The 23,105-nt window shown below is 69.8% G+C and carries 27 protein-coding genes and 2 pseudogenes; 16 read left to right on the forward strand and 13 right to left on the reverse strand.

Annotation, left to right across the window (positions count from 1 at the left end):
* Nucleotides 1-192: 192 nt before the first annotated feature.
* Complete coding sequence (locus ACFY1L_RS38020; protein ID WP_388835020.1) at nt 193-984, reverse strand: IclR family transcriptional regulator; 792 nt, start codon at nt 982-984, stop codon at nt 193-195.
* Nucleotides 985-1,192: 208 nt separating this feature from the next.
* On the opposite strand from ACFY1L_RS38020, the gene ACFY1L_RS38025 reads away from it, so the two are divergent.
* From ACFY1L_RS38025 to ACFY1L_RS38045, 5 genes are all read left to right on the forward strand, one after another.
* Nucleotides 1,193-1,516, forward strand: a complete 324-nt coding sequence (locus tag ACFY1L_RS38025; protein ID WP_388835023.1) for a bifunctional 3-phenylpropionate/cinnamic acid dioxygenase ferredoxin subunit — start codon at nt 1,193-1,195, stop codon at nt 1,514-1,516.
* A complete protein-coding gene (locus ACFY1L_RS38030; RefSeq protein ID WP_388835025.1) occupies nt 1,513-2,694 on the forward strand; it encodes an NAD(P)/FAD-dependent oxidoreductase in 1,182 nt (393 codons plus the stop codon). Before ACFY1L_RS38025 ends, ACFY1L_RS38030 begins: the two co-directional genes overlap by 4 nt.
* 47 nt (nt 2,695-2,741) lie before the next feature.
* On the forward strand, nt 2,742-3,131 hold the full coding sequence (gene gcvH / locus ACFY1L_RS38035) for a glycine cleavage system protein GcvH (protein ID WP_388835028.1): 390 nt from the start codon (nt 2,742-2,744) through the stop codon (nt 3,129-3,131).
* Complete coding sequence (locus ACFY1L_RS38040; protein ID WP_388835613.1) at nt 3,128-3,253, forward strand: hypothetical protein; 126 nt, start codon at nt 3,128-3,130, stop codon at nt 3,251-3,253. The genes gcvH and ACFY1L_RS38040 overlap by 4 nt, the downstream gene beginning before the upstream one ends.
* A gap of 115 nt (nt 3,254-3,368) precedes the next feature.
* The gene (locus ACFY1L_RS38045) at nt 3,369-4,751 is read left to right on the forward strand and encodes an L-serine ammonia-lyase (protein ID WP_388835031.1); all 1,383 of its coding nucleotides are present in this window, start codon (nt 3,369-3,371) and stop codon (nt 4,749-4,751) included.
* Nucleotides 4,752-4,965: 214 nt separating this feature from the next.
* Here the strand turns inward: ACFY1L_RS38045 and ACFY1L_RS38050 are convergent, their stop codons facing one another.
* Nucleotides 4,966-5,274: a hypothetical protein gene (locus ACFY1L_RS38050; protein ID WP_388835034.1), complete on the reverse strand. Its 309-nt coding sequence runs from the start codon at nt 5,272-5,274 to the stop codon at nt 4,966-4,968.
* Nucleotides 5,275-5,457: 183 nt separating this feature from the next.
* Between ACFY1L_RS38050 and ACFY1L_RS38055 the strand changes: the two genes are divergently transcribed.
* The 6 genes and pseudogenes from ACFY1L_RS38055 (at nt 5,458) to ACFY1L_RS38080 (ending at nt 7,749) form a co-directional block, all read left to right on the forward strand.
* Nucleotides 5,458-5,793 carry a three-helix bundle dimerization domain-containing protein gene (locus ACFY1L_RS38055; RefSeq protein WP_388835036.1) on the forward strand — a complete coding sequence of 112 codons (336 nt, stop codon included), beginning with the start codon at nt 5,458-5,460 and terminating at the stop codon, nt 5,791-5,793.
* A gap of 283 nt (nt 5,794-6,076) precedes the next feature.
* A complete protein-coding gene (locus tag ACFY1L_RS38060) occupies nt 6,077-6,289 on the forward strand; it encodes a hypothetical protein (RefSeq protein ID WP_388835038.1) in 213 nt (70 codons plus the stop codon).
* A 147-nt stretch (nt 6,290-6,436) separates the two neighbouring features.
* Nucleotides 6,437-6,742 (forward strand): hypothetical protein, encoded by a 306-nt coding sequence (locus ACFY1L_RS38065; protein ID WP_388835041.1) that lies wholly within the window; start codon nt 6,437-6,439, stop codon nt 6,740-6,742.
* Nucleotides 6,743-6,765: 23 nt separating this feature from the next.
* Nucleotides 6,766-7,031 (forward strand): annotated as a pseudogene (locus ACFY1L_RS38070) (sigma factor); the annotation flags it as partial.
* A 44-nt stretch (nt 7,032-7,075) separates the two neighbouring features.
* Nucleotides 7,076-7,243 carry a hypothetical protein gene (locus ACFY1L_RS38075; protein ID WP_388835616.1) on the forward strand — a complete coding sequence of 56 codons (168 nt, stop codon included), beginning with the start codon at nt 7,076-7,078 and terminating at the stop codon, nt 7,241-7,243.
* Nucleotides 7,244-7,344: 101 nt separating this feature from the next.
* Complete coding sequence (locus tag ACFY1L_RS38080) at nt 7,345-7,749, forward strand: DUF1003 domain-containing protein (protein WP_388835043.1); 405 nt, start codon at nt 7,345-7,347, stop codon at nt 7,747-7,749.
* A gap of 21 nt (nt 7,750-7,770) precedes the next feature.
* On the opposite strand, the pseudogene ACFY1L_RS38085 reads toward ACFY1L_RS38080, so the two are convergent.
* The 4 genes and pseudogenes from ACFY1L_RS38085 to ACFY1L_RS38100 all read right to left on the reverse strand — a co-directional run bounded on the left by ACFY1L_RS38085 (nt 7,771) and on the right by ACFY1L_RS38100 (nt 10,248).
* Nucleotides 7,771-8,388: pseudogene (locus ACFY1L_RS38085) on the reverse strand (ANTAR domain-containing protein).
* A 78-nt stretch (nt 8,389-8,466) separates the two neighbouring features.
* Nucleotides 8,467-8,721, reverse strand: a complete 255-nt coding sequence (locus tag ACFY1L_RS38090; protein ID WP_388835046.1) for an ANTAR domain-containing protein — start codon at nt 8,719-8,721, stop codon at nt 8,467-8,469.
* A 433-nt stretch (nt 8,722-9,154) separates the two neighbouring features.
* A complete protein-coding gene (locus ACFY1L_RS38095; protein WP_388835049.1) occupies nt 9,155-9,718 on the reverse strand; it encodes a hypothetical protein in 564 nt (187 codons plus the stop codon).
* Between the two features lie 104 nt (nt 9,719-9,822).
* A complete protein-coding gene (locus tag ACFY1L_RS38100; RefSeq protein ID WP_388835052.1) occupies nt 9,823-10,248 on the reverse strand; it encodes an STAS domain-containing protein in 426 nt (141 codons plus the stop codon).
* Nucleotides 10,249-10,694: 446 nt separating this feature from the next.
* Between ACFY1L_RS38100 and ACFY1L_RS38105 the strand changes: the two genes are divergently transcribed.
* The gene (locus tag ACFY1L_RS38105; protein WP_388835054.1) at nt 10,695-11,189 is read left to right on the forward strand and encodes an Asp23/Gls24 family envelope stress response protein; all 495 of its coding nucleotides are present in this window, start codon (nt 10,695-10,697) and stop codon (nt 11,187-11,189) included.
* Nucleotides 11,190-11,303: 114 nt separating this feature from the next.
* Here ACFY1L_RS38105 and ACFY1L_RS38110 read toward each other — a convergent pair whose 3' ends face one another.
* The 5 genes from ACFY1L_RS38110 to ACFY1L_RS38130 all read right to left on the reverse strand — a co-directional run bounded on the left by ACFY1L_RS38110 (nt 11,304) and on the right by ACFY1L_RS38130 (nt 13,977).
* On the reverse strand, nt 11,304-12,134 hold the full coding sequence (locus ACFY1L_RS38110) for a hypothetical protein (RefSeq protein WP_388835057.1): 831 nt from the start codon (nt 12,132-12,134) through the stop codon (nt 11,304-11,306).
* A 205-nt stretch (nt 12,135-12,339) separates the two neighbouring features.
* Nucleotides 12,340-12,627 carry a hypothetical protein gene (locus ACFY1L_RS38115; RefSeq protein ID WP_266958095.1) on the reverse strand — a complete coding sequence of 96 codons (288 nt, stop codon included), beginning with the start codon at nt 12,625-12,627 and terminating at the stop codon, nt 12,340-12,342.
* 230 nt (nt 12,628-12,857) lie between these two features.
* A complete protein-coding gene (locus ACFY1L_RS38120; protein ID WP_388835060.1) occupies nt 12,858-13,214 on the reverse strand; it encodes a PRC-barrel domain-containing protein in 357 nt (118 codons plus the stop codon).
* A gap of 9 nt (nt 13,215-13,223) precedes the next feature.
* Nucleotides 13,224-13,616 (reverse strand): ANTAR domain-containing protein, encoded by a 393-nt coding sequence (locus ACFY1L_RS38125; RefSeq protein ID WP_388835063.1) that lies wholly within the window; start codon nt 13,614-13,616, stop codon nt 13,224-13,226.
* A gap of 82 nt (nt 13,617-13,698) precedes the next feature.
* Entirely contained in the window at nt 13,699-13,977 is a 279-nt protein-coding gene (locus tag ACFY1L_RS38130; RefSeq protein ID WP_388835066.1) for a hypothetical protein, read from the reverse strand.
* A gap of 377 nt (nt 13,978-14,354) precedes the next feature.
* On the opposite strand from ACFY1L_RS38130, the gene ACFY1L_RS38135 reads away from it, so the two are divergent.
* The 4 genes from ACFY1L_RS38135 to ACFY1L_RS38150 all read left to right on the forward strand — a co-directional run bounded on the left by ACFY1L_RS38135 (nt 14,355) and on the right by ACFY1L_RS38150 (nt 16,141).
* Nucleotides 14,355-14,561: a hypothetical protein gene (locus ACFY1L_RS38135; RefSeq protein ID WP_388835069.1), complete on the forward strand. Its 207-nt coding sequence runs from the start codon at nt 14,355-14,357 to the stop codon at nt 14,559-14,561.
* 116 nt (nt 14,562-14,677) lie between these two features.
* Complete coding sequence (locus tag ACFY1L_RS38140; RefSeq protein ID WP_388835072.1) at nt 14,678-14,845, forward strand: hydrophobic protein; 168 nt, start codon at nt 14,678-14,680, stop codon at nt 14,843-14,845.
* A gap of 313 nt (nt 14,846-15,158) precedes the next feature.
* The gene (locus ACFY1L_RS38145; RefSeq protein WP_388835075.1) at nt 15,159-15,782 is read left to right on the forward strand and encodes a hypothetical protein; all 624 of its coding nucleotides are present in this window, start codon (nt 15,159-15,161) and stop codon (nt 15,780-15,782) included.
* A complete protein-coding gene (locus tag ACFY1L_RS38150) occupies nt 15,782-16,141 on the forward strand; it encodes a hypothetical protein (protein ID WP_388835078.1) in 360 nt (119 codons plus the stop codon). Before ACFY1L_RS38145 ends, ACFY1L_RS38150 begins: the two co-directional genes overlap by 1 nt.
* A 217-nt stretch (nt 16,142-16,358) precedes the next feature.
* Here ACFY1L_RS38150 and ACFY1L_RS38155 read toward each other — a convergent pair whose 3' ends face one another.
* Together ACFY1L_RS38155 and ACFY1L_RS38160 are read right to left on the reverse strand one after the other, a co-directional pair.
* A complete protein-coding gene (locus ACFY1L_RS38155; RefSeq protein ID WP_388835082.1) occupies nt 16,359-17,423 on the reverse strand; it encodes a fatty acid desaturase family protein in 1,065 nt (354 codons plus the stop codon).
* A 569-nt stretch (nt 17,424-17,992) separates the two neighbouring features.
* A complete protein-coding gene (locus ACFY1L_RS38160) occupies nt 17,993-23,017 on the reverse strand; it encodes a tetratricopeptide repeat protein (RefSeq protein WP_388835085.1) in 5,025 nt (1,674 codons plus the stop codon).
* Nucleotides 23,018-23,105 lie beyond the last annotated feature (88 nt).

Below are 23,105 nucleotides of genomic sequence, written 5' to 3' on the forward strand. Positions count from 1 at the left end.
GCAGGCGCTCCCCGCCGGCTGCGGACCGCCGGGAACGACCGGGAAGGGCGCGTGCCGATACCCAGCCGATCCAGTGAGATCGGCACAGATAGGTGCCCGCGGCGGCCCCGATGCGGCTGCCGGAGACCGACCCGCAGTCGGCGGATGACCTGCAAGGAGAAGGAAGGAACGACCACCGAGGGCACCTGGACCTCAGTTCGTGCCGACATGGCCGAGCCGGGCCGAGACCTCCGCGGCTGCGGCCCGCACCGCGGCGCCCGCCTGTGGCAGCAGGTGCTCCGCCAGCCGGAAGGACGGCCCGGAGACGCTGATCGCACCGGCCACCTGGCCGTTGTAGGCGAAGACCGGTGCGGCCACGGCGTTCAGGGCGGTCTCGAGCTCCTCGGTGCAGGAGGCGTACCCGTCCGCGCGGGCGCTCTCCAGTTGCTGCCGCAGGATCTCTGGGTCGGTCACGGTCCGAGGGGTGTAGCGCTCCAGGGGGCCGGCGAGCCTGCTGCTCAGCGCCACCTCCGGGAGATGCGCCAGCAGCACCTTGCCGCTGGAGGTGGCATGCAGCGGGGTGCGTCGGCCCACCCAGTTGTGGGTGGTGATCACCGAGGGCCCGAGCACCTGGTCGACGTTGACGGCGGCGTCGCCGTCGAGGATCGCCAGGTTGATGGTCTCCGCGAATTCGGCCGCCAGCCGCTCGCAGACCGGGCGGCTCTGCTGCGAGAGGTCCAGCCGGACCGCGGCGGCACCGGCCAGCCGCACCAGCCCCAGACCCAGGCGGTACTTGCCCCGCTCCTCCAGCTGCTCCACCAGTCCGCGCATCTCGAGGGCCACGGCGAGCCGTGACGCCGTCGACTTGTGCACGCCGAGCTCGGCGGCGATCTCGGTGATGCCCGCCTCCGCCTGACGAGCCAGGAGCTCCAGCACCGCCACCGCCCGGTCGACCGACTGCACCGGAGACTCCGCCTGCCCGTGGCCGTCCATTTCGTTGCTCATGGCGCAACATTGTGCACTATCTGAACGTTCGACGGGATCCCCTCTTGACAACCTCTCCGAGCGATAGGGACGATGTTGCGCATAACGAGTCTAGTTGCACAATGCGCTACACGCTCCTTTCGGCTCCGCCGTCGAGACAGCTCGCGGGCCCCACCACCCGCCCGGCGGCCCCATCCCTGTCGGGCACCCGCAACCCGGAGGTTTCCCCATGATCACGGTGTGTCGGATCGAAGACCTGCCGCCTGGCGAGTCCATCCGCGTGACCGACGGCGTTCCCGCCCCCGTCGCGGTGTTCCGCACCGAGGACGGCGAGGTCTACGCCGTCGACGACACCTGCACACACCAGGACGCCTCGCTGGCCGACGGCTGGCTGGAGGGCTGTTTCGTCGAATGCCCCCTGCACGCGGCCTCGTTCGACCTGCGGACCGGCCGTCCGACCTGCGCACCGGCCAAGATCCCCGTGCGCACCCACCGCGTTTCCGTGCAGGACGGCACCATCCGGCTCGACGTCACCGTGGGAGAACCCGCATGAGGACCATCACCGTCGTCGGGGCCTCGCTGGCAGGCCTGAGCACGGTGCGCGCACTGCGCGCGGAGGGATACGACGGCGAGCTCGTCGTCGTGGGCGAGGAACGCCACTCCCCCTACGACCGCCCGCCGCTGTCCAAGGACTTCCTCAAGGGGGACCTCGACGCCGACGCGCTCGCCCTCGGCGACGCGGACGAGTACGAGAACCTGGGCGTGCGATGGCTGCTGGGCGAGCGGGCGGTACGGCTCGACCCCGCGACCCGCACCGTCACCCTGGCCGGCGGACAGGAGCTGCGCACCGACGGCGTCGTCGTCGCGACCGGCGCCAGTGCCCGCATGATCCCCGGCGCGGACGGACTGGCCGGCATCCACACCCTGCGCACCCTCGACGACGCCATCGCCCTGCGCGCCGAGCTGCTGGACGGCCTGCCCCGGGTCGTCGTCATCGGCGCCGGGTTCATCGGTGCCGAGGTGGCCTCCACCGCTCACCGGCTCGGCCTCCACGTCACGGTCGTCGAGGCGCTCGACGTCCCGCTGGAGCGCCAACTGGGCCGTGAGATGGGGCTGGTGTGCTCCTCGCTCCACGACGACCACGGGGTACGGCTGCTGCGCGGAACCGGCGTCGCGGGATTCACCGGCGACGGCCGGGTCACCGGGGTGCGCCTGGCGGACGGGCGTGCGCTCCCCGCCGACATCGTCGTGGTCGGGGTGGGCGTACGCCCCAACACCGACTGGCTCTCGGGGTCGGGCGTCCAGGTGGACGACGGCGTGGTGTGCGACGCCGGATGCGCGACCAGCGTCCCGGGCGTGGTCGCCGTCGGCGACGTGGCCCGCTGCCCCAACCCCTTCACCGGCCGGTACGCCCGCATCGAGCACTGGACCAACGCCACCGAGCAGGCCAAGACCGCGGCCCGCACCCTGCTGTCCGGCACGTCGGCTCCGGCCCCGGCCGTCGCGCCCTACTTCTGGTCCGACCAGTACCGGGTACGCATCCAGCTCGCCGGACACGTCGCTCCCGGCGCCCGGCCCCACATCGTCGAGGGCGACGTCGACAGCCGCTCCTTCATCGCGGTCTATCGCCAGGACGACGTTCCGGTGGCCGTGCTCGCCATGAATCAGCCCAAGCTGTTCAACCGACTCCGCCGCACGCTCACGCCCGCAACTGTGGCCGTGGCCTCATGACTTCGATGCCTCCCGACTCGCTCGGCGGCCGTCTTTCGGAGGTCGCGATGAGCGTTCCCCGGCACCTGCGTTACACCTGGGACCACGAGTGGCTGGCCGTCGACAAGGGCAACGCCACCGTCGGCATCACCGCCTTCGCGGCGAAGGCCCTCGGCGATGTCGTCCACCTCCGGCTCCCCGAGGTCGGCACCTGGGTCGAGGCCGGGGAGTCCTGCGGGCGAATCGAGTCGCCCACCGCCGCCAGTGACCTCTACTCGCCCGCCTCGGGCGAGGTCCTGGAAGTGAACACCGCGCTCGACGACGACCCGACGGCCGTCAACTCCGCCCCGTACAGCACGGGTTGGCTGTTCCGGCTACGGGTCGAGAACATCGCGGGCGCTCTGTCCGCCGATGCGTACGCCGCCCACTGCGCCCACACACGAGGGAATCCGCGATGACACTGCTCAACACGCCCCTGCACAAGCCGGATCCGGAGATCGCCACCGCGGTCGACGCCGAGCGGACGTCGCCGACGTCATCGCGGAAGCCCTCAAGCCCTCGTACGACACGGAAGCACTGAAGGCCCGGGTCAAGGCCCTGGCCGACAAGCACCCGCTGTACCCCGGCCTGGGCAACTAGAGCCTCTCCCCCGGCCCCGCCCTCCGCACCGCTACGCGCAGACAAGGAAGCCCGCCGTGGCCATCAGCGTCTTCGACCTCTTTTCCATCGGCATCGGACCGTCCAGCTCCCACACGGTCGGTCCGATGCGGGCCGCCCGTATGTTCGTCGGCCGGCTGAAGAAGGACGGCCTGCTCGCGCAGACGGCCTCGGTGCGGGCCGAACTCTTCGGCTCGCTCGGCGCCACCGGCCACGGCCACGGCACCCCCAAGGCCGTACTGCTCGGCCTCGAAGGTCACGAACCGCACACCGTCGACGTCGAATCCGCCGACGACGAGGTCCAACGCATCACCTCGACCGGGCGGATCCGGCTGCTCGGCACGGAGACAGGGCCGGCCCACGAGATCGGCTTCGACGCTTCGACGCAGCTGATACTGCACCGTCGCCGCGCGCTGCCGTACCACGCCAACGGCATGACCCTCTTCGCGTACGACGCCGAGGGAGTCCCGCTGCTGGAGAAGACGTACTACTCGGTGGGCGGCGGCTTCGTCGTCGACGAGGACGCGGTCGGCGAGGACCGCATCAAGCTCGACGACACCGTGCTGAAGTACCCCTTCCGCACCGGCGACGAACTGCTCCGACTCGCCCGGGAGACCGGCCTGTCGGTCTCGGCGCTGATGCTGGAGAACGAGAAGGCGTGGCGCACGGAGGAGGAGATCCGAGCGGGACTGCTGGAGATCTGGCGCGTCATGGAGGCGTGCGTGGCCCGGGGTCTGTCGCGCGAGGGCATCCTGCCGGGCGGGCTGAAGGTACGCCGCCGGGCGTCGGCCGTGGCCCGCCAACTGCGCGCCGGGGGCGATCCGTTGGCGCACGCGATGGAGTGGGTCACGCTGTATGCGATGGCGGTCAACGAGGAGAACGCGGCGGGCGGCCGTGTCGTGACCGCCCCGACGAACGGCGCGGCCGGCATCATCCCGGCCGTCCTGCACTACTACCTCAACTTCGTCCCCGGCGCCGACGAGGACGGCGTGGTGAGGTTCTTGCTGGCGGCGGGCGCGATCGGCATGCTCTTCAAGGAGAACGCCTCCATCTCCGGCGCCGAGGTCGGCTGCCAGGGCGAGGTCGGCTCCGCCTGCTCGATGGCCGCGGGCGGCCTCGCCGAGGTGCTCGGCGGCAGCCCCGAACAGGTCGAGAACGCCGCCGAGATCGGCATGGAACACAATCTCGGCCTCACCTGCGACCCCGTCGGCGGCCTGGTCCAGATCCCCTGCATCGAACGCAACGGCATGGCGTCGGTGAAGGCGGTGACCGCGGCCCGCATGGCACTGCGCGGCGACGGCCGCCACCATGTCTCCCTCGACAAGGTCATCAAGACCATGAAGGACACCGGCGCCGACATGAGCGTCAAGTACAAGGAGACGGCGCGGGGCGGGTTGGCGGTAAACATCATCGAGTGCTGAGGGAACGGGCCCTGCCCAGCGCGTTCGTATCTTTCAGCGCTGCCGGGGCCTTCCCTGCTTACGCGACGGAAAGTCCCTGGAAGCTCCCTGGGACAGGCATGAAAGTCCCTGAAAGGTCCAGGAGAGACCATCCCCGTGTACAACACCCATGGTGGACGACTCATCGCCATGGCGCTTCGCGCTCACCCGCCGGCTGCCCGGGACCAGACGGGGATCAGCCGTGGGCGTGTGACGCGTCGGAGTCGGAGTCCGCGTGTGTCGGCCAGTTGTCCCGCCGGTCCCGCGCCACTGCCGCGCGACTGCCGATCCGGTCACCGTCGAAGCCGACCCGTTCGCCGCTCTGAGGGAAGGCGGTCGCGGAGGGCAGGGCAGGGGCGGCCGGTTCGGAGAGCGCGGGGCGCGGGACACTCCGGCGCGCGAACTCGCCGTCGGTCTCCCTGCTCTGGTGCTCGAAGAAGCGGAGCATCTCCACCGGGAACGGCATGACCAGCGTGCTGTTCTTCTCCGCGGAGACGTCCACCACGGTCTGCAGCAGGCGCAGTTGGAGCGCGCCCGACCCAGCCGAGATGGCCAGTCGGTGAACAGATCCGGTGGGCCGTTCCGCGGACGCGATCCGTGCAAGTGTGGGGAGTGGACGGACCGGCGCCGAGCACCCGGATACCAATCGGCTGCCGCGGTCGGGCGTCTGCGAAGTGAGGAGCGCGCCATGGGCGCGAACACAGCCGAGACCGCGCTACCCGACACCCTTCAGAGGCTCACAGACCATCTGACGGCCACCTACGCCGGCCTGCTGACACCCGCGGTCGTGCGGAAGGTGGTTCAGGACTGCTACCAGCCGCTCAGCAACGCTCGTATCGCCAACTACGTGCCGATCCTCGTCGAGCACAACAGCCGCACCAGGCTACGAGGGCTCGCCCGACGCCCCGATCCCACAGCTCCCCTTCGCGAGAAGTCCGACAGGGCACGAGGCCACTTGGTCACCACGGCCGTGCGAAGGCTTCGCCTCGCCCTGACCCGCTCGGCACCGGCACCACGCCCGTGATCAGCACAACGAACGGTTCTCAGGACAACGCAGACCGCTTCCCCGGCGGGGGCAGCCGCTGAAGCAGCTCCCAGAGCGGCCGCGAACCTCCCGCCCACTCTCCCAGCGCTCCCCGGTCGACCCGTAGACCAGAACTCATGAACAGCACCTCCGCCACTCGTCCCGCAGACGAAGAACTCGCACCCGAACCCCTGGCGCACCACCAGCTGTCTCCGGGCAGGGCTACCCTGTTCGAACAGGCCCCGGCCCCCGGCAGTGACGCTCCGCTCCGGAGAGGCCCGCCGTGTTCGTGTTCCTTCTCGTTCTCATCGTGGTCCTGTTCGGCTTCGGCTTCCTCTACCCCATCTGCTGGGTGGCCGCGGCCTCGGCCGTGCTGGTGTTCGGCGCCATCCAATACGGCCGCCGTGGTGAAGGCGGGGGCTGGGACCGTGGCGGCGGTTCTGATCCCGGGGAACACCGGGACCGCGGGGACCGCCGTCGGCATCGGGGGCGCTGAAGGCGCGAGGTCTGTCGGGACAGCGAGCACGACAATTGACCGACACCACCGCCTGCCCCACCGGTCCGGTACGGCCACGACAACTGGCGTACCACCGACCGCCTATGGACAGGATGGCTGCGTTGTGAGGTACGCACCATGCACCACGTGAGCACGCCCCGCGAAGAGCAGCCGCTGCTGAGGGGGGTGGCTTCGGCGAAGGATGCAGCTCTGCTGGCCGAGGTCGTCGAACTGCGAGCCCCGAACGAGCAGTTGGAGCGGGCCCTGGTGAGCCGCGCGGTGATCGACGCCGCGGCCCTGGTCGCCACGGCGCAGGACGAGGCGCTCCCGGAACCGGTACGACAGGAGCTGCGCCAGGCACTGCGGCCCCTCCAGTCGGCGGACCGAGGAGTTCGACGTCGTCGGCGGGTCCCGCGGGGAAGGTGTCCAGCAGCGAGGTCAGGCCGCTGCTGATCACGGCGGCCCGGAGGTCGTGTGCCTGGATGCCGATGGCCGTACGGCCGGCGCGGCCCTTCCGCCGTCGTGGTGAGACTTTCGAAGACCTCACGCAGGTCGCCCAACTCGGCCTGGTCAAGGCGGTATCCCGCTTCGAGCCGAGCCGCGGTACCGCCTTCCCGAGCTTTGCCGTAGCGACGATCCTCGGCGAGGTGAAACGGCGCTTCCGAGACCACCTCCGGGGCGTACATGTGCCGCGACGGTGTGCAGGAACTGCGTGGCAGGGTCCGTTCCGCCACGAATGCGTGCGCTGCGCTCTATAGCCACGAACTTTCCGTCCGCGAGATCGCCGTGCACACCGGCTTCGCCGATGCGGAGGCACGGCTCGGCCAGAAGGCGCTGGAGAGCTTCAGCGCCCTGTCCCTGGACGCAGTACCCGGCCGCTCCGGGCACCGCCACCCACAGATGCGCGTCTCCCCTCTGCTCATCCGCAGCTGTGCGCCCCGCGCGACCAGGTGATGGCCGAGTCCCACGATTAGGCTCCAGGGACGCGCGGGGGGCCGTGGCCTGTGGTCGGCGGTGCCCCGCGAAAAGCCCCGAAACGCGAGAGGCGCGCCGCCATGAGCGAGCAGGACAGCCAGGCCATGCATCACCCCGCAGTGGTTGCGCACCGCAACAACCGTGCCGGGGATGTCCAACTGCGGATCGCCGACGCCATCACCAAGTTCGCCGGTTCGATGCCGTTCGTCTACCTCCACGCCATCGCCTTCGCGCTCTGGATGCTGTTCGTCGAGGCCAGCCCCTGGCCCACGTTGACGCTCGTGGTGTCGCTGGAGGCGATCTTCCTCTCCACGTTCGTCATGATCGGCCAGAACCGGCAGGCGGCCTTCCAGCAGATCAAGGCCGACCACGATTTCATCGAGCAGGAGTTGGAACTCAAGACCAACACCGAGCTGACGCGAGCGATCCACGTCATGACAACGGAACTGCACCGCCGTCTGATCGAGGACGGCGCCAAGCAGTAGCGAACCCCGCCGGGGCGTGGGTCAGGACCCCAGACCGGGAAGGGGTTCGGAGTCGTCGATGAAGGCGCGAGCCACGTCGGCCAGGCGCCGGTTGTGGGAACGGGCGTAACCGCGCAGTGCGCTGAACGCCTGCTCCATGTCGATGCCCTGGCGTTCGGCGAGCTTCCCCTTCGCCTACTCGATCAGCACCCGGCTGTTCAAGCCCGTCTGCAACTACTCGTTGAGCACCGTGCTGCGCTGGGCGGTGCGTTGTTGCAGCAGGCTGATGATGGCGACGTCGGCCAGGGCCTGAACGGCCCCGAATCCGCTGCGGTGAGCCACCGTGACGAAGCGCGGCCAGCGGTCGACCTCCCGGGTCAGGTCGTGGATGATCGCCGGTGCGCCGGTGCGGAAGCACTCGAGGCAGGGCCCTTCGTCGTTCTGGAGCTGGAAGAGCTCCAGCAGACGCACCTGTTCGTCGGAGGCGGCCATGACACGGAGTTTGCCGTCCCGGTCGGCGAGCAGCACCCCGGCGGCGCTCGCATCGAGCATGCCGACGCAGCGGTCGGTCAGGAGGTGCAGGAAGTCGATGAGGTCGAAGTCGGCGACCAGGTTGTCGGCCAGCTCGACGAAGGTCTTGGCCAGGAGCTGTCGATCCATCGTGGGCACCCTCGATTGAGACTGTCCCGGCCCGACGGGGCAGGAAGTACAGCTCGTGACTCGGCCGGTACCGATACGTCAGGTGTCCTTACCAGTGGTCCGGCTCCGCGTCCGGTGGGAAACGAAGCCGACGGGCCAGGCGTAGGCGCGGAGCCGGACGAAGGCTTCTTCGATGCCGACGCCGAGCTGGACCGTGAGCATCCCGCCGGCCTGGTCGATCTCCGCCCGGTACGCACCCAGGTCCTCGACGGGGCCATCGGGCGGCCCGCCCGTCTCGTCGATTCGCGCGTCGAGCAGCCACCAGGGTCGCGAGATCGGCGAACGCCATCGCATCCGCCAATTCCTCCGCGTCCAACCGGACCGGAAGGTGGGCGTACAGGTCCAGAACCCCCGGGCTGATCGCCCCCCGTCTGCACAGGGAGCGCGAAGACCGCGCGGGCCCCGGCTTCCAGGGCCGCCTCGGCGAACACCATCCAGCGGTCCTGCAGATCACGGGTGAGCAGATCGGGTGTCAGGACGGCCGAGCCGTGCAGGAAGGCGTCCACACCGGGCCCCTCGCCCAGTGTGAGCTGGAGCTCCTCTTGTTGCTCGCTGACGGTGTCGGTGCTGCACAGCGGGTGACTCGGCACGGCCTTGGACATCGCCGACAGCCCGGCCCCGCCAACCGGGAGCGCGGCCACGGCCGCGGTGCACACGTCCACCACACCGACCCGAACACCGCGCCGCCTGCTCGGCCACCAGCATCCGAATGCGGGCCGACCGGTTCTCAGGGACCCCCCGGGCCACCGCCTCCGGGCATCGTGACGAGGCCCGCCAGCCTCGCCGTGGTGCGTTCCCCGACGGGAAGCACCAGCGCGCGGAACGTGGTGGGACCGGGCGGCCTGCGAAGCTCCCCGACATCCAGCCATCCCCAGGAGCGCAGCGCAGCGGAGGTCGCACGATCGGCCTGGTCCACCAGGGTGGCACCGAGCGACGCCTGATGGTCGGTCAGCAGCCGCTCCTGCACCCGGCGGGCGAGGCCCCGGTCCTGCGGGTGCGGCCGGATCAGGATGTCCCCGAACGCGAAGACCCTGTCGGACACCGTGAGTTGATCGATGCCGCGCGGCAACACTCCGTCGAAGCCGAACCACCAGGAGCCGTCGCCGCGTACCGGGAATCCGAAGGCGCATCCCATCAGCCTGTCCGTCTCGCCGATCACCATGGCGAATCCCGGCCGGCGCATGTCCGTGGTGAGACGGTTCAGGAAGTTCTGGCAGCTGGGACGACGGTACGCATCACCCGGCGCCGTTACCCGGGACTCCACGTACAGATCCGCCAGATCCTCCCGCATGCCCTCCACCAGCCAACGGTTCAGCCGACGCAACCGCACCGGAGCCATGGCAGTGGGCTCGCCGTCCCCCGGCCTCCGTGACGGTCCCCGCCCGGGTTCGGCCGTCATCGCACATCGCCCGAGAGAACAGGCGCGTGCGGGACAGACTCGTGCGGCGGCCCTGGACTGGGCGCGGCCAGGGTGTCGCCGAGGGGAGGTGGCAGGTGGCCGGACGGAAGGCCGAGAAGCAGGAACCCGCAGCCGGCGAGGCCGACGACAAGGGCGAGCATCGGCGGCGGGTGGTGCAGCCGCAGCGTCCCGCCCGCCACGGTGGTCTGCTGCGCAGCGTGCAGGAAGGCGTTGAGGCCGCTGCAGTCACAGAAGGTGACGGGGGTGAGATCGACGTCGATGGTGCGCATGTCGTCGTGCAGACAGCGCTCCAATGCCGTGCCCACCAGTGGCGCCGATTCCAGGTCGATCTCACCCGCCAGGGTGATCAGTGCCCGTTTCCTCCGGTCATGGCGATACACGACGAGCTGTGGGAGGGACATGACGCCTCGGTTCTGAGGACCATCCGGCAGTGAACGCGGTGACGCCGGATACCCGGCCCCCTTGGCGCGCTCCCGGTGGGGGCGTACGTTCGGCGGAGTCGGAGCCAGGCCGGTCCGCCCGCCTGTGCGACAGGACAGAGGACCACCCGGTTCCCTCCAGGGATGCGCGGGGTGACGGACTACGAGCCCGCTCCCTGCACCATCTGTGTCGAGCAACGACAAGCCGCCAGGGTCTGGGACGTCCGTACAGCAGCATAGTCCCCGGCGCGGTCCGGTGGGGGTCGGGTGACCCGCCTGTTCCCAGCGCCTGGACCTTGGCCGCGATGTGATGCCGTACGCAGGCATGCCCGATGCGCAGCGCGGTACTCGGCAAGCGGCACGAAACACGGCGGCCGTTGGCCGTCCGGGCACGGCAGTCCGTGCACCACCCGAGGAGGTGGCTTCGCATGACGGAGCCGAACGGTTCGACCCTGCCCAAGCCCGGCTCTGATGAGCCCCGCACCGCCCTGGGCACGACGCTGCACGCCGCCCGGTCCGGGCCCCAGGAACCGCCGGAGACCCGCGGCCGGACGACCATCGCGGACGGGGTGGTGGAGAAGATCGCCGGCATCGCCGCACGGGAGGTCCCCGGAATCCACGCGCTGGGCGGCGGATTCACCCGCACCATGGGCGCGATGCGCGACCGGGTCCCGGGCGGGCACGCGAGCGCGGGGCGTGGCGTCAAGGTCGAGGTCGGTGAGAAGCAGACCGCAATCGACCTCCAGGTCGTCGTCGAATACGGAGTGAGCATCACCGACATCGCCGCAGAGGTCCGTGAGAACGTGATCGCGGCGTTGGAACGGATGACGGGCCTGGAGGTCGTCGAGGTGAACATCGCGGTCAACGACGTGCACCTGCCGGACGAGGACACGCAGGAGACCAGCGAGGACCGGGTGCACTAGGCCTTGCCTCGCCCGGGCAGACACGGGCGTGGCTGTCCGAGCGGCCGGGTCTTACCCTCTCCGCTCGCCGCCGAGGCCGCCCGCCGAGGTCTGGGCCGGCTGGTCACCGCTCAATCAGCGGTGGGTGGCGTCGGAACTGCTCACGGCAGCGCCGCTGGACGGCGCGGACGACGCCGAACCGCTGGGGCTGGAGCTGGGGGTGGGGCCGAGACTGGGACCAGAACCGGTGTCCGGCGCCGCGCTCGCGTCCGGCGAGGCAGAGCCTGCCGTGTGCGGCGCCGTGCCGCTGGACGCACTCTGGGTGGGTACCCGGCTGTCTGCGGGACCGGGGGTACCCGCCGAGCCACCGCCCACCGAGGTTCCCCTGCCCGGCTCATTCTTGACCACGGCCGCCACCGGCTTGCCCATGATCAGCTCCACCGAGGTAACCGTGACCATCGCCAGGGCGAACACCAGGCCCGTCGCCAGGGCGTATTTCCTCCATCCGATGGCTCTCCGGACGGAGCCGACACGATAGGTGGTGATCGACTCGCCTTCGGGAGGCGCGGAGCCCGCTGTCGTCCCGTCGTGCTCGCCATCCGGGCCACCGGGCCCGAAGGGCGGCCTGGCGTCAACAGCCTTGGCGTCGGCCGGTGCCCCGAACGCCGCCCGGGCGTCCGCACGGTGTTCCGCCCGCTCCTCGCCCGGCGTCCTCGGCACTCCCACGGGCGGCACCCGGCTACGGATCCCCTCGCCTGTCCGGCGGAAAGCATGCGAGAAGACCGCCGCGCCGGTGGTCGCGCTGGTACTGACCACGGCGGCTCCGATGATCGTCCCCGTCACCCCCAGCAGGGACGCCAGCACCGCACCGACCACAGTCGCGAGTGCGCTCGCCACTACCTGCACAACCGTCAGGTCGAGCACCTTGTGCTTGGGCGCCCGTTCTTCTTCTCTGAGATTCCCCATCAATGTCCCTGGATAGTTCCGGAGCCCGACGGCCGTCGGGCTCCGTGGCCATCGGCGTGAGGGCCGGACCTGTGCTGCTCACGGATCGGGACGGTGAACTGCATGTCATGGCCGCCTCCGCCCGATGGATACGGGCGGTTCCAGGCGCTGCCGATGCGTTCCGCATTTCACTTCTACGCGCGGCTGCGCGTCGGCGGAAGAGAGGCTAGGTCCGGTTGACCCGGCCGGCCACCGCGTGACCGATCAGCAGGTAGACGACAGCGGGCAGACCGTAGTTGACCACGGTGCGCCAGTTGTCCGAGTGGATGGTGAACAGATTGTGCGACCAGCCCGAGAGCCAGTTCGCCGCGTCATGGACCCAGGAGACCGTGCTGTTGGCGGTGTTGGCGTCGAACAGGTAGAGGGCGATCCACAGGATCAGAATCAGTGCCGCGATGTCCGCGATGATGGAGATGACCGTCCCCGCGGGGCTTCCGCCGTAGCGTCTGGACATGTCCAACGACTAGCCCTGCCAGCAGAGTTGAAACCTCGCCGACCCGGCTTGGGCCACCGCTTCACAGGCGGCGCCGGCGGGCTGAGGCGAAGGATGAAGACGCCGAGGAGAATCAGCTCGATCGCGACGGCGACCAGGAGCCATGGCCCCACCGGTGTCTGCGTGAGCGGACGGCTGCCACCGCAGATCCCGGCTGCGGCGAACACGGCAGTCGTCCCGTCCGTAGGTGGTCAGCGGCGCGCCAGTTGCCGTTCGCCGGCCGCGCCGGGCTGGTACGGCAGTCCGTAGTGCTTGAAGATCGCTTCCTCCTGCTCGGCAGGAAGCACGTCGTCTGTACCGATCGAAGGGGCCTGCTTCACCAGGGTTCTGACATAGCCGACCTTGAGATAGCCGGGCCCGGCAATCGCGTCCTCGAGGGGGACGAAGACCAGGCGGTGCCGGGTGGGCAGTCCGGTCCGCACCGTGGCCATGGCCGGCTCGTCGGTGGTGGTGTCCACATAGACCGCCTCCAGGACACCGATCTTGTGCGACTCGGTGTCGACGACGTCGCGGTTGCGCCATTCCCGGACGTCGGCTGCGTGAATCATGGCCTCTCCCTACCTGGACGGCTCATCGGCCGGGGGTGAGTCACACCCTCGGTCTTCCGCGTAAAGCCGCCGCAGTGCACGCCGCAGCGCCCGCTGCATTGGCCGCGGGAGCGGCTTGCCCTCCCAGGCGGCGACCATGGCTGCGGCCGCCTCCGGAAGTTTGGTGTTGCACTGCCGCGAGATGTCGACGAGCAGGTCCCTGGCCGTCCCACGGCTGCAGGGGGTCAGGACCATCATCATGCCGCGGGCCTCGTCGACGACCGCACGGCCGGCCAGCGCCCGCCGCAGCTGATCGTTCTCGGCGCGCAGTGCGACGACGTCCTCTCCCGCCGATGCGTCCCCACAGGTGGCCTCGGCCCGCAGCTTCCACCAGTCCTCTTGGAGCAGGGTTGTGCGTTGCATGGCATGTTCCTCTTGACGAGTTCGACGTGTCCGGCCCTGCTGAAGCCGGGCCGGAAACCACGGCTGCCGGTCCACTCCACGGTCACCTGTGGTGTTCGTGGTCCCGGCGGTCCTCGCGCCGCCAGCGCGCCCGGTTCTGGCGGCTGTAGCGGCGGTCCCAGCGTTCGCGGCGGTCCCGGCGCTCGCGGTAGTCCCGGTAGTCCCCGAGGTCGGAAGGGCCGCTGCGGCTCCGGCCTCCGCCACGATCACGGCCGTAGCGGGTCGCGCCGTAGACCAGCACCGCCGCGGCCACCCACCAGACGGGCTGCAGGAAGCCGAAGCCGAACAGGACCGCGATGAGGATGAGGAGCAGGACGAACACGTGGGCCTCCCCGGGAGCGGGACACGGCTTCGATACCGGGGACTGGGGCCTCACCCCGCAGCGTAGTCCTGCCCAACGGTTGCGGATACGGCGCGAGGTCAGCGCCTCCTGCCCGGCATGGATGGCTGCTTGACACCTGTCGGGGGACTGCTGCGAGGGCTAGCGTGCGCCATGCCGCCCCTGCCCCCGGCAGCGTCGCACCGCCCGCGCGCTCCCCAGGGGGCGCACCCCGCGCATCGGTGTCGGAACCCGCCGCGTCACGAGCGAGGCCGTTCCCGCACGCCCCGCAATCACGCTACCGGTGCACCCGATGCGCCCCGAGCGGGCACCGATCTGCTGCCCGCCGCGTCGCACACGTCCCACACCAGGCGGTACACATGTACGCGCTGATCATTCCCGCTTCGACGCCCTTCGTCCTGCTCGCCACCGTGCTGGCCCTGTCCTGGTGGGAGGACCACATCCTGCCGACACCGCCACCGGTCGAAGCCCTCGCCGAGGCTCCGTTCACCCCGGCGGTCCCGGCGCAGCTCCCGGAACCGCCCGGTGCCGACGCTGCGTTGACACGGGAGGATGCCGGGCGTTGACTGACAACACGGCGTAGGGCCATGCCACTCCGGATCATTCGGGCGCAGCATTCCACCTTCCCGCTTCGCCCGGACCCCGCGGAACCAGGAAATCCCCGCGGTCTGGAGGCCCGGCAATGATCTGGATTCTTCTCCTTCTGCTGATCCTGGTGGTCTTCGGCTTCGGCTTCACGATGCAGATCCTGTGGTGGGTCGCGGCCGTCCTGCTGGTCGTCTGGATCGTCGGCTTCGCCAAGCGCGGGCGCGGCGGTGGCCGCCGCCGCTACAGCCGTGGTCGCAGGTAATCCGCTCCACGCCCGAACTCACCCCGCGGGAACGACGGCCTGTACGGCGATCACGCGCGGCCGCCCGCTCACCGCACAAGCAGGGGGCGGCCATGAGCATCGGACGGACAACCAGGCACAAGGCACAGGCGTTCAAGGGCCGGATCACCGAACGCATCGGCCGAACCACCCGCAGCAGGCGGCTGCAGCGGCACGACAGGACCCGTTCCCACGCCGTGACACCACCCCGCAGGCCTCAACACCCAATGAACCGACAGGAATTGACGGCAATGAAGCAGACCGACGTGCAAAACGAGAGCCAGAGAAGGCGGCCATGTTCACCGTCGTGATCATCGCTGTGATCGTCATCAGTGTGGCCTGCCTCCTCTACCTCGGACGTGGACGGATGCGGGGCGGTGGCGGGCGCGGGCTGAGGCGGCGCTTCGGCCCCGAGTACGCCCGCACCGTCGCCCACCACGGCGGCGACACCAAGGCCGCCGAACAGGAACTTGGCGAGCGTGTGGAGCGACACGGCTCCCTCACCCAGCGGCCCTTGTCACCCGAGGTCCGCGAGCACTACGTGACTCAATGGGCCATTGTCCAGGAGCAGTTCGTCGAATCACCGCAGCAGGCCGTCACCGAGGCGGACGCGCTGCTGGCAGGCCTGGCCAGAGACCGTGGCTTCCCCGACAGCGAGCAGTTCGAGGACCAGATCGCCGCCCTGTCCATCCACCACGGCCACTACGTCCAGGGCTACCGCGGCATGCATGCAGCGGCCCGCGACCAGAGCGGAACCGAGGAAATGCGGGAGGCCATGGTCGAAGCCCGAAGCCTCTTCGAAGCACTGGTCACCGAGCAGCCGGCCGACCCGGGCCGGTCTCACCGGCCGTCCCCCGACGACCAGGGCCACGCACCGTGGCCACTGACCCGACGCCACGCGAAGGGAAGCAGCACCTGATGTCGCACGACGCCGAACACGCACCACCTGAGCCCGGCACCAGCGCCGGCGGCTCCGATCCGGGGCCAGGCCGGGGCCTGGTCTCGCAGGGCGAACGGGACAAGCTCACCCTGCGCCTTCAACAGGCCCTGACCACCTTCGTCGACAACCCGCGCCAGGCGGTGGAAGAGGCCGACGCCGTCCTCGACAATGTCGCCACCCGATTCACCGACACCCTCACAGAACGGCGCCGCGTCCTGCGCGCACGCTGGCAGGACCAGGACACCGACGCGCAGACCGAGGAACTACGGCTCGCGCTCAGGCAGTACCGGGAGATCACCGAACGGCTGCTGCACATGTCGGCGCCCACCGGTCAGTGACACCGTCCTCTCCGCAGGGGGCACAGCCACCGCAGGAAACCGGTGCGCAACTCACACCGGTCGGCCTGCGGTGGCCGTGTTCTGCACGCCCTCGACCCGGCCGAGCACCGCGTCGACGAGACATGGTGCACTGCGCCCTGTCGAGCATGGGGAAGCGATCGGTGAAGGTCGGCGTCAGCTGAAACACGAAGGCGAACGCCTCAGTCCGTCCGGCAGTTCAGCCGGTCGGTACGGCGAAGCGCAGGATGCGTCCCCAGGTGGAGCCGTACTGCCGCCACAACGGGCCGGTGACGTACGGGATGCCGTGCTTCTCGCAGAGTTCACGCATCTGCGGGGCGATCTCGGCGTAGCGGTTGCTGGGCAGATCCGGGAAAGCATGGTGCTCGATCTGGTGGCCGAGATTGCCGCTGAGGACGTGGAAGAGCGGGCCGCCTTCGATGTTGGCGGAGCCTTGGACCTGACGCAGGTACCACTCACCGCGGGTCTCGCCCTCGATGTGCTCCTCGGTGAACGTTTGGACGTCGCCGGGGAAATGGCCGCAGAAGATGACGGTGTGGGTCCAGAGGTTGCGCACCGTGTTGGCGGTGAGGTTCCCGAGCAGACAGGGCAGCGCGGAGGGCCCGGCCAGCAGCGGGAAGATCACGTAGTCCTTGGCGAGCTGCCGGGTCGCCTTGGCGAGAAACCCGCTCACGTCGTCCAGGAAGGAACGCCACGGCTTGCGGCCGGCGACGACGGCATCCGGTTCCAGGTCGTACAGCGCGATGCCCCACTCGAAGAGGGGCGCGAGCAGGAAGTTGTAGAACGGCTGGGCGAGATGGCGCGGATGCCAGGCCTGATCGGCGCTCATCCGGAAGACGACGTACCCGAGGTCGCGGTCGCGGTCCACGACGTTGGTCCAGGTGTGGTGCAGATGATTGTGGGTGTGCTTCCAGGCCTCGGCGGGCGTGAGGAAATCCCACTCCCAGGTCGTGGAGTGGATCGCCGGGTCGCCCATCCAGTCCCACTGGCCGTGCAGGATGTTGTGACCCAGCTCCATGTTCTCCAGGATCTTGGCGAGAGAGAGCAGGGCGGTGCCCGCCACCCAGGCGGGCGGGAACAGCGAGACGGCGAGCGCGATCCGGCCTCCCGCCTCCAGACCGCGCTGGGCGGCGATCACGCCACGGATGTAGCGCGCGTCGTCGGCGCCGCGCGCGGCGATGATCTCAGAGCGTATGCGCTCGAGTTCCTTGCCGAACTCGTCGCCGAGGGTGGCCTCGGGGGACTCGTGAGCGGTCGCAGTCACAGGGGACTCCTTGCGTGGCTGGGCGTGATGTTCGCCGGTACGCAGGTCGCGTACGCGACCTCCAGGAGGAACCGGTCCGCAAGGCGCCACGAGATGTCGCCGGCGGATGTGGTGGCGCTCAGCACAGGCCGCCAACCGGTCGGCAAGAGGGTCAGGTCACGGTGCGCCCGACACCCCTACGCCGAACCGAGGCGTATCATATCGCTGATGTCGAGACCTGCGTGCGCCGCGCGCCTCCCTGGAGCAGAGCAACTGAGCTGCTGCCGGGGGCTCGGGCCTCGTCAGCCAGCCTAGCGCTGCTCCCAGGTCTGCGGACAGCGCCCCTGCGGCCATTTCCTTCCGCTGCCACATCCCGGGCCGACAACCGCAGCACCGCCCGAGCCCCTTCGGGATTCGCACCCGAGACCTGCCCTAGTGCGACTCAACGTGAGCCCGGACACGCCAAAACTGCATGGCAACCACATGATCAACGGCCGCCCACATGCCCGTGAAGTACCAGGAGACGGCCCGGGGCGGTCTGGCGGTGAACATCATCGAGTGCTGAGGGAAGTCACTCGCCGGGACCGACATCAGTGGAAGTCGCGGCGGTCGAGGGCTCGTCGGAGATTGCCGAGGGCCAGTTCGGCCAGCTCTCGCCGACCGGCCTCCAGGAAAATCTCGGCGGCCCGGCGGCTGGCGGCCGCACCGTCTTCGAGTTGGCCCAGATCGGTGAGCATGGCGCCGAGCATCAACTGGGCCATGCCTTCGTCGGTGCGTGCGCCGAGCCTCTGGCAGATGGCGATCGTCCGTCGCACCGGCGGTATCGCCTGCGAGTACCGGCCGGCTTCCATGAGTGCCGCGCCGAGTCTGCCGAGTGCCTGATGCTCGTGCTCCGGGTCCCGCTGCTCGGCGAAGATCTCGGCGGCCTGCCGGTATGCGGCGATGGACTCTTCCAGCCGGTGCGCGTCCTTGTAGGCGGTGCCGAGGTTGAGCGAGGCGATACCCGTGTGAAGGAGCATGCCGGCTCTGGCGTAGCTGACTGCGGCTCGCTCCAGGGGGATGATCGGTGCGTCGATCACGTTGTTGTTGAGGAGCGCGGCGCCGAGTTCGAAGCGGGCGCGGGCTTCGTTGGCAGGGTCGCCCGTCTCCTGAAAGATGCCGGCGGCCTGGTCGAGAACAGCCACGTACTCGTCGGTGGCGCCGGTCACTGCCAGCGCTCTGCCGAGTCGGATGAGGGCTTTGCCTTTTCCCGCGCGGTCGCCGGCCTTGGTGTAGGCGGTGACGGCGCGGTGTGCTTCCGGGACGATGTCGGTGAACCGGTCGAGGCGTTCCAGCGCGTCGCAGAGGTTGAGTCGGGTCAAACCCTCCGTGGCGTGCTCGCCATGGGCGTTGAGGATGCCGGCACAGCGCCGGTTGGCAGCCACGGCTTCGTCGTAGCGTTCTTCGCGTGACAGTGCTTCGCCCAGGCCGTGCAGGGCTCGGGCTTCGTCGTCCTCACGCCCGGTCTCGCGGAAGTGGCCGGCCGCGCGTTCGTAGGCGTCGATTGCCTTGGCGTGCTGTCGCTTCATCGCGAATCCAAGGCCGAGGTGAATGAGCGCCTCACCCTCTCCTTCCGCGTCGGCGCACTCGGCGAAGACCGCCAGCGCCCGTTCGGCGAAGGAGACGGCTTGGTCCCAGCGCTGTGCCTGGAGCAGTGCGGCACAGGCCAAGTCCAGGGTCAGCGCTTCGCCTTGGCGGTCCCCATGTCGGCGGAAGGCCGCGACAGCCTCCTCGGCCGCGGGCTCGACGGCACCCTGGGATCGTCCGAGGCCATGGAGGGCGGCGGCGAGGCGGTCCATCGCGGCGCCGTGGCCGTGCTGGTCGCCCAGAGCCTGGAACAGTGCGGCGGCGTGCCCGGCCGCGGCGGACGCCTCGTCGAGCCGCCCCAGCTCGACGAGCGCGGCGGCCAGGCCGAACAGCGACTTGGCCTCGGCATGCCGGTCGCCCGACCGGCGGCAGATCTCCACGGCCCGCTGGTAGGCCTCGGCGGACTCGTGGTGGCGGTACTGCTGGAACAACGAAGTGCCCAGGCGATACAGGGCCGAGTGTTCTTCGCCCGGAGAACCGATCTCGCGCCACTTCAGAGCGGCCCGCTCGTAGGCGGTCCCGGACCGGTCGTGAAGACCCAGGTCGTCCCGGATCTTGCCGAGGTTGAACAGCGCGGCGGCCTCGTGCCGCATGTGCTGAGGGTCGTCCAGTTCACGGAAGATCGCGACCGCCTCTTCGCACGGCCCCAGAGCCTCATCGGCCGGCCCTGCATCGAGACGCGCTGATGCGAGGTACCCGAGCGCTTTGGCCTCACCTGCTCGATCGGCGGCCGCCCGGTAGCGGTTGACGAGCTGTTCGGCCAGGACGGCGGCATCCTCGGGGCGGGCCGCCGCGATCAGCGTGGCGCAGCGAGTCAACAGTGCTTCGTTCGCCCGGCCCGTATTGCCGATCGCCTCGAAGCCCGCAGCGGCCTGTCCCAGTGTTTCTGCGGCTTCGGTGAACCGTTCGGCACTCACGAGTGCGTCGGCGAGCCGTCGTAGGGTGTCGGCCTGTCCCCAGGGATGCCCGCTCTCCTCGTATTCGCCCTTGCCCTTGTCGCGGTAGGCGGTGGCGGCCCGCTGGAGCGAGGTGATGGCCTCCTCGACCTGGCCGGCTTCCAGGAGGGCCGTTCCCCTCTGGAACAACGGGTTGCCCTCATCGCCGTCGTCGAGGTCACCGAGAATGGCGTGGGCCTCCTCGGCGACTGCGATTGCCTCGGGGTAGCGCTCGGCGAGCTGTAACAGGCTGCTCAGATTGACCAGTGCCGCGCCCTCGAGGTTGCGGTTGCCCGTCTCGCGGAAGAGGGCGATGGCGCGATGGGTGTGCTCGGTGGCCTCCGCCAGGTCGTTGGAGCTCAACAGCATGCTGAGGTTGATCAGCGCCGCGGCTTCGTCTTCGCCGCGACCTTCCCGGCGATAGATCTCGGCGGCCCGTCGCGCGGCGTCGATGGCATGCGGCAGGGTCATCCCCGTGCTGAGATTCAGCAGCAGGCGGGCTTCGTTCAGGTGGTCTCCGGCATCGGCGTACATCCCGGCCAGGCGGTACATCCGGCGCATGTGGTCGTGGTCGAAGACCGAGGGTCCTGGTCCTTGTTCGAATACGGCGACAGCGTCGGCCAACGCCGTCAGGGCATCGTCTCCACGTCCGAGGCGGTCCAGCCGCTCTCCGAGCGTGTCCAGTGCCGCGACCAGGCTGCCGCGGTGGAGTTCCGGCTCGTCCTCGGCCGCCTGCCGAGCTATCCCAAGCGCCTCTTCCGCGTGTTCGAGAGCCTCCTCACCACGGTCCAGTTCGGCCGTCATCGTGCTGAGGTTGAGCAGGACACGAACCAGGTCGGGTCGGTAGGTGGCAGGGTTCGCCGAAGCCAGCCGACGGTAGAGCGCGACGGCTTCCTGCGTCACCGCCAGCGCTTGGGCGTCATGTCCCAGTCCCAGCAGCGCTCGGCCCAGGCCCGTCAGCGTTCCCGCGAGGAGCGGAAGGTACTCGGCCTCGCTGACCTCTACCAGCTGTCGGCCGGCTTCGACGGCCTCGCGCACCATCGCCTCGGTCTCCGCCCAAGAACCTTGCTCCCCAAGGAGGTTGCTGAGGTTGTTGAGGTCGGCGACGAGGTCGGGCAGGTGTTGGGCGGGATCGGCGGTGACGAGTTCACGCCGGATGGTCACGCCCTCTCGGATGGCCGCGACGGCCTGGTCGGTCATTCCTTCCTCGGCGAGTCGGCTGCCCAGGTTCCGCAGCGACAGGGCCAGCGAGGAACGTTCGCGCCGGTCGTCCTGAGCCAGTTGCCGGTGCAGGACGACCGACCGCCGCGCCTGGGTGAGGGCTTCGCGTGACCGGCCGTTGTGAGACAGCGCGGAGGCCAGGTTGTTGAGGGCCATCGCCAGGTGGGGCCGGTATCGGGGGTCGTCGTCAGCCAGTTGCTGGTTGATGCGTGCGGCGTACTCGTCGGCCTCCAGCGCCTGCGCCCAGCGGCCCGCGTTGCTGCGGCGTCTGCCCAGGGTGCCGTACAGCCAGGCACGCCGGGCCGGGTCCGAGGTACTGGTGAGGCGGTGGGCGGTGAGCCGTTCGAGGACGTCCAGGGTCCCCACGTCCAGATCGACGTGTGAACCCTCGGGCAGCAGCGGCTCGATGACCTCCAGGACCGCCAGCAGTTCGGGGGCGAGCCGGTCCGCGGCGAGGCCGATGCCGGCGATGGCGGTCAGGGTCGGGCTTCCGGCCTCGAGTGCGGCCTGCGGGCGACCGGTCAGCAGGGGGTACAGCACGGTGGTACCGACGTGCGGCCATCGGTCGGTGGCCGAGGCCAGGAAGGTGAGCGCGCGGGGTGCGCACGCGGAGGTGCTCGGCGTCGACAGCAACGTTTCGGCGACGTCCACGGTCCACGGGTCGGGGATGTAGGCGCTGACGGCGTGACCGGGCACCATCAGCGCGAGGAAGTCCTCAGCGAGCCGGTCGGGCAGCATCGGCTGCAGTCCGGTCGCCGGACCGGCGCTCGGGTAACAGGTCGCGTGGTCGGTCAGGAGCCTGGGGGCGGACACCTGCGGCATGATCGTGTCGATGATGTCGGTGGCCGTGGCCGTGGTGGCGGGGCCGGCGAGGACGGCGGCGAACACGGCCCTCGCCATTGCCCGGTCGGACGTCCGGTGGTCCAGGCCCCGCTCGGCGTTCTCGTACAGCTGACGCCAGTTCTCCTGCTCACGGTCCAGCAGGTAGGTGGTGAGGCCGACCATGTCGGTGGGCAGGCTGCGACCGGAGACCGCCGCGTCCACCGCGACCAGAGCAGCCATGTGCACCGCCAGCGTCAGCCCGAACTCGGGGGCGTCCAGCGGCTGGGGCGGCTCGGGCGGGACGGGCGGTGCCTGCGCGTAGTGGCGGGTGAAGCTGTCGCGCGCAACGGCGAACATGTCGGCACGTGCGGGGCCGTCGCCGGGCAGTGGTGCGAGGAACTGGTCGGAGGTGTCGATGTTCTCCCGGAGCCGGTCGAGCCTGCCGCGCAGAGCCGGCCAACCGCCCACGGAGCGGCCGACGAGCAGGACCCGCACGGGTGCCTCCCGGCGCAGCAGCCGGTTGTGGAACAGCCAGTTCAAGTCCGTCAACGGCCATCGGTCGGCGTAGTCGACCAGCAGCAGCACGCCCGTCTTCCCGCGCAGGTCGAGGTTCTGGCTGCCTTCCGCGGCCGGATGGGTGTCGGTGCCGTGCGCCGCGTCCACCACCAGCCAACCCGCCCGCTCCGAGTCACGAGCGAGTCGCGCAGCCAGCCGTGTCTTGCCCTGTCCGCCTTCGCCGTGCAAATACCGCACCGCCAAGCGCGGTTCGGCGTCGCGCCATGCGAGCAGATCGGCGTGTTCGGCCTCGCGGCCGGTGAAGTCGACGATCTCCGCGCGCGCATCCAGCATCCGGCTGGGCTGCGCACGCATCCACTCCGAGTCCAGGACGGGCATGGCGTGGCGGGTGAACAGCAAGTACACCGGTGTTCCGTCACCGAAGACGTGGATGTCCGCGCCGATGCATCCGTAGGCGAAGCCGTTGGCCGCCCGCACCACTTGCCGCTCACTCATGAGGGCCCCTGCCGCGCTTCCCGGCTCCTCGGACGGCTCGGGTTCATCGAATGTCGGCTTCCGGCATACGGCCCCCTCGGCTCTCGGC

The organism is Streptomyces sp. NPDC001663 (genome assembly GCF_042893105.1).
GTDB lineage: Bacteria > Actinomycetota > Actinomycetes > Streptomycetales > Streptomycetaceae > Streptomyces.